The following is a 12,291-nucleotide window of genomic DNA, read 5'->3' as shown; positions in this document are numbered from 1 at the left end:
GCGTCCGCCGGCGCCGCGGGCTTCTCGTGCGGATCGCGCTGGATGGTGTCCGTCTCGTCTTCGGGACGGCCGAACGCCTCCGCGAGCACGGGGTCCGGTGCCCCGACCGTGCGGGGCTCGCTCTCACGCCGGGCATCCGGCGGAGCGAAGGGCCCGGTGACGCCGCCCGGCCTGCCGAACGCGCGACTGGACGCTGCGTCGATCTGCGGCCGGTAGACGGGCCTCGGATCGAGCCGCGGCGCATCGGCCGGGCGAAGCGTGCCCGACTCGTCCGCCGCAGGACCGTCGGGTGCCGACGTGTCGGTCCCCGGAGTCTTGTAATCCGCCGTCACGCTGTCGTGTCCCCCTCGTGTGCGTCAGTCACGCGCCCCAGTATCACCGATGGCCCGGTGAGCGCGGACACCGCCGTCGTCGGTTCGGGTGCGCTCAACGGCGCCGGCGCCGGGACCAGATCCGGCTGGTGATCGAGTACTCGCTCGTGACCGGCGAATCCGCGGGGTGGGTGCCGAACGGGGGCTTGTCGGCGGGGTCGCCCTGGTTGCAGCTGGGGATCTGGCTCAGCAGACCGAGGAGGCCCGAGGGCATCGCGACGTCGCCGCTGCGGCGCAGCGCACGCCGCGCCTGCTGCTGGGAATCCACCTCGAACGCGCAGTCCGCGCAGATCGACAGGTGGTGGGCGGCCCGAAGATAGGCGGACATGCGGAGTTCGCCGTCGACGTAGGCGGCGATAGCCTCACTCGCCAGGTGTTCGGTGGAGCCAAACTGGCGAGGTACACGCCCCTGCGTCATTCGTCCCTCCTGGTAACTACCCGACGCCGATCTGATCGGAGTCAACCTTTCCGTTCACTGCCAGATGATCACGCAGAGCCTGCCTGCCGCGGTGGATGCGGCTACGCACGGTTCCGAGCTTCACACCCAGTGTGGCACCGATCTCCTCGTAGGACAGTCCTTCGATGTCACACAGCACGACCGCGGCGCGAAACTCCGGGGCGAGAGAGTCGAGCGCTGCCTGCAGATCGGCGTCCAGGCGGGCGTCGTGGTAGATCTCCTCGGGGTTCGGCCCGTCGGCCGGGACACGATCGTAGTCCTCCGGCAGCGCTTCCATGCGGATGCGGTTGCGACGGCGGACCATGTCGAGGAACAGGTTGGTGGTGATGCGGTGCAGCCAGCCCTCGAACGTGCCGGGCTGGTAATCGGACAGCGATCGGAAGACTCGGATGAACGTGTCCTGAGTGAGGTCTTCGGCGTCTTGCGCGTCGCCCGACAGCCGGTAGGCCAGTCGGTAGACTCGGTCGCCGTGCTCGCGGACGAGTTCGTCCCAGGAGGGCATGGCGGACTTCTCGCCTGTGGCATCGAACACAGCCGTGCCCGTCAGCTCGGCGTCCGACAGCTGCTCATCGGTGTTCTTCTCGTCTGGAGCCATCATGTTGTTGCTCATCGAGTTAAGTGGATCCTCCTACTCAGGACCGCAGATCACTGGACGTGGTATTGGCGTCAACTCCCGGGATCCGGGATTTGTTCCCGGGTCACCGGATTTTCCTCCGTCGTCGTGATCTCCCCGCCGGGCGGTCTTCGGATCTGGCGTTGGTCATACTCTTTCCCACCCCGATATGTGTGTGGTGTGAGCAAGCTGAGCTAATCCTGAGAATCGTTCCCGAGCGGGTCGCGAGATTGTTCCCGAGCGGGTCACGGCATTGTTGTCGAGCGCGCCTCGCAGCGGCGATGACGAGACCCCGATAACCTCATGTGCGTGCAGACAAACGCCGAACGGATACTCACCCACGCAGAAGGGGCTGTCCGTGAAGACGAGGCCCTCGGTGCGGCCAGGGAGCGGGCGGACGACCTCGGTGCCGGGCCGGTACCTCCCGCGGTCGGTGCTGCTCTCGCCCTTTTTGCCCGCATGCTGGACGCCAAGACGGTCGTCGAGGTCGGAACCGGCGCCGGGGTGAGCAGTCTGTGGCTGCTCCGGGGCATGCGGGAGGACGGCGTCCTCACCACCATCGACAGTGAACCCGAGCACCAGCGGGCCGCCAAGTTGTCGTTCCGGACCAACGACATCGCACCCGCCCGGACGCGGCTGATCAACGGCCGGGCGCTCGACGTCCTGCCGCGGCTCGCCGACGGGGCGTACGACCTGGTCTTCGTCGACAGCGCACCGGTTGATCACCCCCACTACGTGCGTGAGGGGGTCCGGCTGCTGCGTCCCGGCGGCGCCATCGTGCTGCACAACGCCCTGCACGGGGGTCGCGTCGTCGATCCGAGCCAGCGTGACGCCGCGACGGTTGCCGTCCGCGAGGCGGCGAAGGTGCTCGCCGAGGACGACAAGCTGATCCGGGTGTTCCTGCCGATCGGCGACGGCCTGCTCTGCGCGTCCAAGCTCTGAAACACCGTTACCGCTAGATCCACACGCCCTTGCCGATGGCGACGACTCCGCCGTTGCTGACGGCGAAGCGTTGCTTGTCACGTTCGAGGTCGACGCCGATGATCTCGCCGTCGCCGACGACCACGTTCTTGTCGAGGATCGCGCGGCGCACGACGGCGCCCTTGCCGATGCGCACACCCGGCATCAGGACGCTGCCCTCCACGGTGGCGCCGCTGTCGACCATCACGTTGGAGCTGAGCACGGAGTTGCGGACTGTGGCCGCCGACAGGATGCACCCGGCGCCGACCACCGACTCCTGTGCGAGACCGCCCTGCACGAACTTGGCGGGTGCCAGGTTCTCCGTCTCGCCGCGAATCGGCCAGCGACGATTGTAGAGGTTGAAGATCGGGTGGACCGACACGAGGTCCATGTGCGCGTCGTAGAACGCGTCGAGGGTCCCGACGTCGCGCCAGTAACCGCGGTCGCGGTCGGTGGCGCCGGGGACGATGTTGTCCTTGAAGTCGTACACGGACGCGTCGCCCGCCTCGACGAGCGCGGGGATGATGTCGCCGCCCATGTCGTGGTCGGAGTCGGAGTTCTCGGAGTCGGCTCGGATGGCGTCAACGAGCACCTTCGTGGTGAACACGTAGTTACCCATCGACGCGAACGTCATGTTGGGGTCGTCCGGGGTTCCCGGCGGATGCGCCGGCTTCTCCAGGAACTGGACGATGCGGCCGGACTCGTCGCTGTCGATACAGCCGAACGCGAATGCCTCGCTGCGCGGCACCCGGATCCCGGCCACCGTCACTCCGGCGCCCGACTCGATGTGGTGCTGCACCATCTGTTCCGGGTCCATCCGATACACGTGGTCGGCGCCGAACACGACGATGTACTCGGGGTCCTCGTCGTAGACGAGGTTCAGCGACTGCAGGATCGCGTCCGCACTACCGGTGTACCAGCGCGGGCCCAGACGTTGCTGCGCGGGAACGGGAGTGATGTATTCCCCCGCGAACCCGGACAGTCGCCACGTCTGAGAGATGTGGCGGTCCAACGAGTGCGACTTGTACTGCGTCAGAACACACAGGCGGAGGTATCCCGCATTGACCAAATTGCTGAGCACGAAATCGATCAACCGGTAGGCGCCTCCGAAAGGCACAGCGGGCTTCGCCCGATCCGCGGTGAGCGGATAGAGACGTTTGCCCTCGCCGCCGGCGAGCACGATTCCAAGCACATGTGGCTGGCTCCTCACCCTGTCAACCTATCGGGCGGCCACTCCCCCCGCCAGCGAAGCGCCGAGTCACCGTTTCTCCGATACCTGAATGTGTCCGAGAGCGGTGGCCCGAAGCGGCCCGGACGGTTACGTTAGGCCGGTGCGGGTGGCGATGATGACCAAGGAATACCCACCGGAGATCTACGGCGGTGCGGGTGTACACGTCACCGAACTGGTTGCTCAGTTGAAGCAGCTGTGTGAGGTGGACGTGCACTGTATGGGCGCTCCGCGCGTCGGAGCGGTCGTGCACACCCCCGACCCGGCGCTGGCCGGGGCCAATCCGGCGCTCGCCACGCTGTCCGCCGAATTGCGCATGGCGGACGCCGCAACCGGTGCCGACGTCGTGCACTCCCACACCTGGTACACGGGCCTCGCGGGCCACCTGGCATCCGCCTTGTACGACGTGCCCCACATCCTCACCGCGCACTCCCTCGAGCCGCGGCGGCCGTGGAAGGCGGAGCAACTGGGTGGCGGCTACCGCATCTCGTCCTGGTCGGAGCGCAATGCGGTGGAACACGCCGACGCGGTGATCGCCGTCAGCGCGGGGATGCGACTCGACGTTCTCGACGCCTACCCGTTCGTCGACCCGCACCGGGTCCACGTGGTGCGCAACGGGATCGACACGTCGGTCTGGCATGCGGGACCCGCAGGTCCGAGAGACTCCGCCCTCGCGAAGATCGGCGTCGACCCGGGCAAGCCGATGGTGGCGTTCGTCGGTCGCATCACCCGGCAGAAGGGCGTCAGTCATCTCATCGCCGCCGCGCACCAGTTCGCGCCCGACATCCAGCTGGTGCTGTGCGCGGGAGCACCCGACACCCCGGAGATCGCCGCCGAGACCGAACAGGCCGTCGCCGCCCTCGCGGCGCACCGCGGGAACGTGTTCTGGGTGCGGGAAATGCTCCCTACCGACCAGGTGCGGGAGATCCTCTCGGCCGCAACCGTCTTCGTGTGCCCGTCCGTGTACGAGCCCCTGGGGATCGTGAACCTCGAGGCCATGGCCTGCGAGACCGCTGTCGTGGCGTCCGACGTCGGCGGTATCCCCGAGGTGGTGGAGGACGGGGTCACCGGCCGTCTGGTGCACTACAACTCGTACGAGCCCGAGGCGTTCGAACAGGCGCTGGCCGAGGCGGTCAACGCGATCACCTCCGACGTCGGGACGGCCGACGCCATGGGCAAGGCCGGACGAGCGCGGGCGATCGCCGAGTTCTCCTGGGCGGCCATCGCACAGCAGACCCTCGACGTCTACCAGGACGCGCTGTCGCGGCGATGACCGGAAGGCCTCAGAGCCGGGTGTAGGTGGACACCGTGACCGACGCCGTCACCGGGTACTCCTGCGGGAGCGCCCCGATCGAGGATGCGAGCCGGTCCGGGGTGAGGTGCCGTGCCGACGGCCCCATCCCGACGAGCCGCGTCACGTCGAGGTGCGACAACGACATCGGGTACTCCACGGCGATGTGGCCGGTGCGCTCGAACCGCCCGGACATCGCCGCGCCGAGCCGCTCGACCTTGCGGTCGTCCACCCGGACCATGCCGAGCAGATCCACGAGCTCCCCCAGGTGCCGCTCCGTGGGCGTGAGGACCACCAGGGAGCCGCGCCCGGCGAGCACCCGATGCGCCTCGTCGGCGTTGCGGGGCGCGAACACACACAGCACATGACTGAGGACGTGGTCGCGCACCGGAAGGTGTTGCCACACGTCGGCAACCACCGCTCCGGCGCGCGGGTGGGCCCGGGCTATGCGCCGGGCCGCGTATTTGGACACGTCGAGCCCGATCCCCCGCCCGGACGGGACGGCGTCGAGAACGCGCGCCAGGTAGTGGCCTGTGCCCGCGCCGATCTCGAGGATCCGCGGATCGTCGCCGGGCCCGGTGCCGGCCACCACGGCGTCGGCGACCGCATCCATCAACGGGTCGAAGCTGCCGCCGCCGAGGAAGTCCGCACGTGCGGCGATCATTTCGGGACTGTCGCCGTCGAACTTCCCGCCGGCCCCGGTCATCAGGCTCACATAGCCCTGACGCGCCACATCGAAGGAGTGCCCTGCGTCGCAGAGGATCGCACCCTCGTCGAGTTCGACGCGCGACCGGCACTGCGGGCACGCCAGCAGATCGGTCACCTCGGCCAGCACGAACGTTCGCCTCCCGGACTCGGACATGAAGCAGGCCCCGCACCGAGAACGGCGACGGGGCCTGCCCTGTGAGGTCTTCTCCGCACTCGACTAACTGGTGACGCCCTTGAGCTCTTCACCCAGTGCGGCAGCTTCCTCCGGGGTGAGCTCGACAACCAGACGTCCACCACCCTCGAGCGGAACCCGCATGACGATTCCTCGTCCCTCTTTGGTTGCTTCGAGGGGACCGTCCCCGGTCCGGGGCTTCATGGCCGCCATCCTCTGCTCCCTCCAGATCTGCGCTGCCTGCTTGCGCCTCGACAAATTTTGGCACCCCGCCAACACTCGGCGAGGCTTGTGACATCCATTCTTCCCTATGGACACGAGTACCGGGAACCTGAGTCACAAATAGGCAGGTACACCGGCAGTTCAGGCAGTCATCGGCACCCAGCAGTCGGCAACGTGATCGTCGACCATCCCGGTAGCCTGCATGAGCGCATAAGCCGTGGTAGGGCCCACAAACTTGAACCCCCGGCGCTTCAATTCCTTCGCCATCGCGGTGGACTCGGGTGTGACCGCGGGGACGTCGTTCACGGTGGCGGGACGGCTCGGGCGCGGCGGCGGGGCGAACGACCACAGCAGGGTGTCGAGGTCGGTGTCCGCCAGCTCGAGGAGGGCCCGCGCGTTGCTCACCGACGCCTCGATCTTGGCCCGGTTCCGCACGATCGACGCGTCCCCGAGCAGGCGCTCCACGTCCCGTTCCGTGTACCTCGAAACCGCCTCCGGATCGAACCCGGCGAACGCGGCCCGGAAGGCCTCGCGCTTGCGAAGAATCGTGATCCACGACAGTCCCGACTGGAACGCCTCGAGGCACAGCCGTTCGTACAATTCGTCGCGGCCGTGCAGTGGGCGACCCCACTCGAGGTCGTGGTACTCGCGGTACAGCTGAGACCCGTCCGCGTCGACCGCCCACGCGCACCGCACCCGACCGTCGGGGGAGGTCACGACGCATCCTCCGGACGATCGGCGTCGGCTTCGGCCGCCGCCAACTGCTCACGCAGCGAATCGATTTCACGTCCCAGCCGGGTCAGTGCCCAGTCGACCTCGCTCGCCTTGTACCCCCGCAGCGTCTGCTGAAAGCGCAACGCCTCCACATCGGCGCCCGTCACACCCTCGGCAGGCAGTGCCGTGAGGGTGGTGCCGGGCGGGAGCGGCGCGAGTTCCTCGGAACGGCCGAACACCGCACTGGCGGCGAGGAACAGCAACGCGCCGACGAACGCCATGACGAGCAGATAGAGCAGGGCTGTCACCATGCCCCGATCCTGTCACGGACGTCCGACAGCGACCTCCGTCAGGTGCGCGCGGTCAGGGGCACACCGTGTTCATCGGCGGACGATCGGCCAATGCGACGTCCGTCGTGGTCGGAACGAACGAGTCACCGTCCACCAGGAACTGGGTCAGACCCGCCCCCGAGTCGGGCACCCCGCAGCGGCGCATCATCGTGCCGATGATCTGTCTGCTCATCACCCCGAGTTCGGACAGCGGCCGGTTGCGGTGCTTGCGCACCCCCAGGTTGACCTGGCCGATCGCACCGAGACCGAGACGGTCGTAGGTGTCGAGCAGCAGCCCGATCTCGACGCCGTAGCCGGGGGCGAACGGGACCGCCGACAGCAACTCCCGGGTGCCCGCGTACTCACCGCCCAGCGGCTGCAGCACGCACGTCAGTTCGGGCCGCAGCGACGCCAGCATGGGGCGGGCCACGAGTTCCGTCACCCGGCCACCGCCGTTGGCGTCCTCCGTCCCACTGAGGCGGAGCGGACGCCGGTAGTAGCCCTTCACGAGATGGATGCCGTCGGCCGTCAGCAGCGGTCCGAGGAGCTTCGGGACGAACGCCGGATCCGGGTTGATCAGATCCGAGTCGACGAAGGCGATGAGATCACCGGTGCTCGCGGCGACGGACCGCCACAGCACCTCACCCTTACCCGCCACGGGCGGGTAGGCCGGAACCGCCTCCTCCCGGCTGATCACGGTGGCGCCCGCCGCCCGCGCCCGTTCCGCCGTCAGATCCGTCGAACCGGAATCGAGCACGATCAACTCGTCCACCAGACCGCCGAGCAGCGGGTGGATCGTGTCCACCACCGCGGCGACGGTCTCCTCCTCGTTGAGCGCGGGCAGGACCACCGACACGGTGCGCCCCGCCTTGGCCCGTTCGAGTTCGGCGATGCTCCACGACGGCTGGTCCCAGCTGTTCGCCTCGGCCCAGGAGCGCGGGGTCCGCTCCTCCGCCAACATCGTGCGGGCCGCCCGGGCCCCCACGGCACTCATGCCAGCCCCCGCACGGTGCGGGACGGTGCGCGTCGGCCCTGAATCGCGGCCACCATGTCCACCACTCGACGCGTGGGGGCAACTTCGTGGACACGGAAGACTCGGGCGCCTCCTGCGGCGGCCATAGCTGTCGCTGCCAATGTTCCCTCCAACCGCTCGACGAGATCTACACCTAGAGTCTCCCCGACGAAGTCCTTGTTGCTGAGCGCCATGAGCACTGGCCATCCCGTATTTACAAGATCTTCCACTCGACGCAACAACTCGAGCCCGTGATAGGTGTTTTTTCCGAAATCGTGGGTCGGATCGATGAGGATCGAATCGGCGGGCACCCCCAGCCGGGCCGCGTTTTCGGCGGCCGACACCACCTCGTCGAGGACATCGGCGACGACGTCGGCGTAGCGGACGCGAAACGGCCTGGTCCGCGGGACCGCTCCCCCGGTGTGTGAACAGACGATGCCGGCGCCCGTCTCCGCGGCCACCTCGACGAGTGCCGGGTCGGCGCCCGCCCACGTGTCGTTGATGAGGTCGGCGCCCTCGGCGCGGGCGAGCCTGGCCACGTCGCCGCGCCAGGTGTCGACGCTGATGAGCAACTCCGGGTAGCGCTCGCGGATCGCGGCCACGAACGGCACCACCCGCCGGGTCTCCTCCGCCGAGTCGACGACGTCACCCGGCCCGGCCTTCACACCGCCGATGTCGACGAGGTCGGCGCCCTCGTCCACGGCGCGCTCGACCGCCGACATCGCCGCGGCGTCGGTGAAGGTGGCCCCGCGGTCGTAGAACGAATCGGGGGTCCGGTTCACGATGGCCATCACGAGCGCACGATCGACCGCCACGGGTCGCCCACAGAGCGTCGGCGACGGGCAGTCGAGCGCGGGCGGTAACTGTCTTTCGGCCATGGCACCAATATTGGCACGCAGCGGTATCGGGCCCCGTCCGGCCACCGCCCGTGAGTACTTCTCAACCGCCCGCGGTTGATAAGTACTCACGGGCGGCGAAGCCGCATTACTGGGGGAGCGCACCCTTCGCGACTTCGTCGACGTACCCGTCGTATGAGGGCTTGTAGCCACCGCTGCGCCCGGACAGGACGTGCAGCGTCTCGGTGTCCTCGACGTCGTAGCCCTCCTTGCGGAGTTCCACCTTGCGGCTCTTGAACGTCGACGTCTGCTCCAGCGAGTCGACGACACGGACGAACAGCGGCACCGCGTACGACGGCAGCCGCTGGAACAGCAGCTCCGCCACGTCCGGGCCGTCGAACTTCTCGTTCTCGTGCAGGGTCACCGCGGCCATCCCGGCGCGACCGTCGGTTCCGGGGATCTCGACCCCGTAGACGACGGCGTGCTCGACCGCGGGGTGGGCGAGGAGCGCGCCCTCGACCTCGGTGGTCGCGACGTTCTCCCCCTTCCAGCGGAACGTGTCGCCGAGCCGGTCGACGAACGCGACGTGCGACCACCCCTGGCGCCGCACCAGGTCGCCGGTGTCGAACCAGCAGTCGCCGTCGTCGAAGCCGTCGCGCACGAGTTTCTTGTCGGTGGCCCCCTCGTCGGTGTACCCGTCGAACGGTGCCCGGTCCGTGACCTTCGACAGCAGCAGACCGACCTCGCCGGTGCGGACCTTCCGCAGCTTGCCGTCGGAGTGCCGGCGGGGCGATCCGTTGTCCTCGTCGTACTCGACGACGGCGTGCGGGAGGGGGCAGATGCCGGCCGTCTTGTCGACGTTGAGCGCGTTGACGAAGGCGATGTTGCATTCGCTGGCACCGTAGAACTCGGCGACCCGGGAGATCCCGAACCGGGTGGTGAACTCGGACCAGATCTCCGGCCGGAGACCGTTCCCGACCATCAGCCGGATGGCGTTGTCCCGGTCGCCGGGCTGCTCGGGCTGGTTCAGCAGGTAGCGGCACAGCTCACCGATGTAGGTGAACGCGGTGGCCCGGTTCAATTCGACGTCGGCCCAGAACTTGGACGCGGAGAACTGCTTCCCCAGAGCGAGCGTGGCGCCGGATCCCAGGACCGACGACAGCGACACCGTCAGCGCGTTGTTGTGGTAGAGCGGCAGGCAGCAGTAGAGAACGTCGCTGCTGCGGAGCCGGACTCCCATGTTGCCGAGTCCGGACATGCTCTTGAGCCACCGGAAGTGGCTCATGAGGCTGGCCTTGGGCAGTCCGGTGGTGCCGGAGGTGAAGATGTAGAACGCCTTCTCCCGGGCCTGGATCTGCTCACACACCTCGGGGTTGTCGTCTTCGGCGCTCGCGGCGAGCCGGTCGAGGTCGTCGAAGTACAGCACCGACGGCACGGCGGGCGGTTCGTCGAGCGAGTCCATGGCCTCGCCGCAGGCCTCGGACACCACCAGCACCCGGCTCTCGAGCAGCGAGATGCTGTGTGCGAGGACGTCTCCGCGCTGATTGTGGTTGAGCATCCCGGCTGCGGCGCCCAGTTTGACCGCGGCGAGCGCGATGAGCAGCGTCTCGGGTGAGTTCTTGCCCAGGATCCCGACGACGTCCCCGCGGGACACCCCGAGGTCGGCGAGGACGTGGGCGTACCGGTTGACCCGGATGTTGGCGTTGCGGTAGCTCAGCGAATTGCCCTCGAACCGCAGGAAGGTGCGGCGCGGGTGCGCCGCGGCCGCGCGCTGGAAGACGAGCCCGATCGATTCCTTCGCGTCGGGGGTCCGGATCAGTCCGAGGACCCCTTTCGCCATGATCGGCAGCTCCGGGATCATGGCCGGCAGCCGCCAGGCGAGGTCGACCAGACTGATCGTCGAACGAGCTTCAGAACGCATGACATCCCCTCAGGCCTGCAGTATGAGTCAGGTCACCTTACTGCACGGTAACAACGCGCGCCACGACGCGGACGGACGGCTGATCTCAGGGCACGCAGGCGTCCAGCGCCTCCCCGACATCGGTCCGGACGAGCAGCCTGTCGAGGGCGCGCTGCGCCACGAAGCCGCCGCCCCGCAGCCCGTCGAGCCAGTCCAGGAGTCCCGTGTAGTGACCGTGCGGATCGAGCAGGACGACGGGCTTCTCGTGCATGCCGAGATAGCCCGCGGTCCAGGTTTCGAACAGTTCCTCGAGTGTCCCGATGCCGCCGGGCAGCGTGACGAACGCGTCGGCCCGGTCCTCCATGATCTGCTTGCGCTGGCGCATCGTGTCGGTGACCACCAACTCGTCGGCGTCGACGTCGGCGACCTCCCTGTGCACCAGAGCTTTCGGGATGACACCGACGGTCGTCGCCCCGGCGGCGCGGGCGGCCTCGGCCACCGCGCCCATCATCGAGACGTTGCCGCCGCCGGACACGAGTTGCCAACCGCGCTTCCCGATTTCGGCGCCGACCTGTGCCGCGAGTTCCAGGAAATGGTCGTCGACGGGACCGGAGGCGCAGTAGACGCACACCGAGAACGGCTGCGTCGGAACAGTTCCCGGCATCACCACTGATCCTCCGTTCCGAGCAGGGCAGCTTCGTCGACACCCTGCTGCGACCGTACGACGATCTGCACCGCTTCCTCCACACTGTCCGTCACGTGCAAGAGATTGACGTCACCTTCCGAGATCTTGCCGCTGCGCTGGAGAGTTCCCCGCAACCAGTCCACGAGCCCGGACCAGTACTCGGTGCCGAAGAGGACGATCGGGAACCTCGTGACCTTGCGTGTCTGCACCAGAGTCAGCGCCTCGAACAGCTCGTCGAGCGTTCCGAACCCGCCGGGCAGGCAGATGAACGCCTGCGAGTACTTCACGAACATCGTCTTGCGCGCGAAGAAGTAGCGGAAGTTGATGCCGAGGTCGACCCACTCGTTGAGGCCCTCCTCGAACGGCAGCTCGATACCGAGGCCGATCGAGTAACCACCCGATTCGCTGGCACCGCGGTTGGCCGCCTCCATGACGCCGGGGCCGCCGCCGGTCATGACGGCGTAGCCGGCCTCGGCCAGGCGCGCACCCAGCGCCCGCGCCGCCTCGTACTCCGGGTGGCCGGCCGGGGTGCGAGCGGAACCGAAGACGGTGACCGCACGCGGCACCTCGGCCAGGGCACCGAACCCCTCGATGAACTCGCTCTGGATCCGGAGAACTCGCCAGGGGTCGGTGTGCACCCAGTCGCTGGTGCCCCGCTCGTCGAGCAACCGCTCGTCGGTGGTGGTGGTGTCGTCCTTGCGGGCGCGCCTCAACTGCACCGGACCCCGGTGCTTCACGGACGAGGACTTCCGGCCGTGAGTGTTCTTCTCGGGTGCCATGCGCCCCAGGCTAG

General features: G+C 68.2%; 14 protein-coding genes and 1 pseudogene. 2 read left to right on the top strand and 13 right to left on the bottom strand.

What is annotated here, in order from left to right; all coding sequences use genetic code 11:
* The 3 genes and pseudogenes from RJ1_RS43445 to sigE form a co-directional block, all read right to left on the bottom strand.
* Window positions 1–332: pseudogene (locus RJ1_RS43445) on the bottom strand (serine protease); the annotation flags it as partial.
* Window positions 333–426: 94 nt separating this feature from the next.
* Window positions 427–789: an RNA polymerase subunit sigma-70 gene (locus tag RJ1_RS43440; protein ID WP_073370627.1), complete on the bottom strand. Its 363-nt coding sequence runs from the start codon at window positions 787–789 to the stop codon at window positions 427–429.
* Window positions 790–805: 16 nt separating this feature from the next.
* Window positions 806–1,438 carry an RNA polymerase sigma factor SigE gene (sigE, locus tag RJ1_RS43435; protein ID WP_073370624.1) on the bottom strand — a complete coding sequence of 211 codons (633 nt, stop codon included), beginning with the start codon at window positions 1,436–1,438 and terminating at the stop codon, window positions 806–808.
* A gap of 306 nt (window positions 1,439–1,744) precedes the next feature.
* On the opposite strand from sigE, the gene RJ1_RS43430 reads away from it, so the two are divergent.
* Window positions 1,745–2,383: an O-methyltransferase gene (locus tag RJ1_RS43430; protein WP_073370621.1), complete on the top strand. Its 639-nt coding sequence runs from the start codon at window positions 1,745–1,747 to the stop codon at window positions 2,381–2,383.
* A 13-nt stretch (window positions 2,384–2,396) separates the two neighbouring features.
* Here RJ1_RS43430 and glgC read toward each other — a convergent pair whose 3' ends face one another.
* Entirely contained in the window at window positions 2,397–3,611 is a 1,215-nt protein-coding gene (gene glgC / locus RJ1_RS43425; RefSeq protein ID WP_073370619.1) for a glucose-1-phosphate adenylyltransferase, read from the bottom strand.
* 121 nt (window positions 3,612–3,732) lie between these two features.
* Between glgC and glgA the strand changes: the two genes are divergently transcribed.
* On the top strand, window positions 3,733–4,902 hold the full coding sequence (glgA, locus tag RJ1_RS43420) for a glycogen synthase (protein ID WP_073370616.1): 1,170 nt from the start codon (window positions 3,733–3,735) through the stop codon (window positions 4,900–4,902).
* A gap of 10 nt (window positions 4,903–4,912) precedes the next feature.
* Here glgA and RJ1_RS43415 read toward each other — a convergent pair whose 3' ends face one another.
* The 9 genes from RJ1_RS43415 to RJ1_RS43375 form a co-directional block, all read right to left on the bottom strand.
* Window positions 4,913–5,755: a putative RNA methyltransferase gene (locus RJ1_RS43415; RefSeq protein ID WP_083400676.1), complete on the bottom strand. Its 843-nt coding sequence runs from the start codon at window positions 5,753–5,755 to the stop codon at window positions 4,913–4,915.
* 90 nt (window positions 5,756–5,845) lie between these two features.
* Window positions 5,846–6,013: a DUF3117 domain-containing protein gene (locus RJ1_RS43410; protein WP_003936084.1), complete on the bottom strand. Its 168-nt coding sequence runs from the start codon at window positions 6,011–6,013 to the stop codon at window positions 5,846–5,848.
* 150 nt (window positions 6,014–6,163) lie between these two features.
* On the bottom strand, window positions 6,164–6,739 hold the full coding sequence (locus RJ1_RS43405; protein ID WP_073370611.1) for a DNA-3-methyladenine glycosylase I: 576 nt from the start codon (window positions 6,737–6,739) through the stop codon (window positions 6,164–6,166).
* Window positions 6,736–7,047, bottom strand: coding sequence for a DivIVA domain-containing protein (locus RJ1_RS43400; RefSeq protein ID WP_073370608.1), 312 nt, complete (start codon window positions 7,045–7,047; stop codon window positions 6,736–6,738). The genes RJ1_RS43405 and RJ1_RS43400 overlap by 4 nt, the downstream gene beginning before the upstream one ends.
* A gap of 52 nt (window positions 7,048–7,099) precedes the next feature.
* Entirely contained in the window at window positions 7,100–8,059 is a 960-nt protein-coding gene (locus tag RJ1_RS43395; RefSeq protein ID WP_378382511.1) for a glucosyl-3-phosphoglycerate synthase, read from the bottom strand.
* Window positions 8,056–8,955, bottom strand: a complete 900-nt coding sequence (gene folP / locus RJ1_RS43390) for a dihydropteroate synthase (RefSeq protein ID WP_073370605.1) — start codon at window positions 8,953–8,955, stop codon at window positions 8,056–8,058. Before folP ends, RJ1_RS43395 begins: the two co-directional genes overlap by 4 nt.
* A 106-nt stretch (window positions 8,956–9,061) precedes the next feature.
* Window positions 9,062–10,834: a long-chain-acyl-CoA synthetase gene (locus RJ1_RS43385; RefSeq protein ID WP_073370603.1), complete on the bottom strand. Its 1,773-nt coding sequence runs from the start codon at window positions 10,832–10,834 to the stop codon at window positions 9,062–9,064.
* An 85-nt stretch (window positions 10,835–10,919) separates the two neighbouring features.
* Window positions 10,920–11,477 carry a cytokinin riboside 5'-monophosphate phosphoribohydrolase gene (gene log / locus RJ1_RS43380; RefSeq protein WP_073370630.1) on the bottom strand — a complete coding sequence of 186 codons (558 nt, stop codon included), beginning with the start codon at window positions 11,475–11,477 and terminating at the stop codon, window positions 10,920–10,922.
* Window positions 11,477–12,277 (bottom strand): LOG family protein, encoded by an 801-nt coding sequence (locus RJ1_RS43375; RefSeq protein WP_073370600.1) that lies wholly within the window; start codon window positions 12,275–12,277, stop codon window positions 11,477–11,479. The genes log and RJ1_RS43375 overlap by 1 nt, the downstream gene beginning before the upstream one ends.
* Window positions 12,278–12,291: the final 14 nt, after the last annotated feature.

It is taken from the genome of Rhodococcus jostii NBRC 16295 (assembly GCF_001894825.1).
Classification (GTDB): domain Bacteria; phylum Actinomycetota; class Actinomycetes; order Mycobacteriales; family Mycobacteriaceae; genus Rhodococcus_F; species Rhodococcus_F jostii.
Note: the sequence above shows the minus strand (reverse complement) of the source record. Positions and strands in the feature narration are given on the sequence as shown.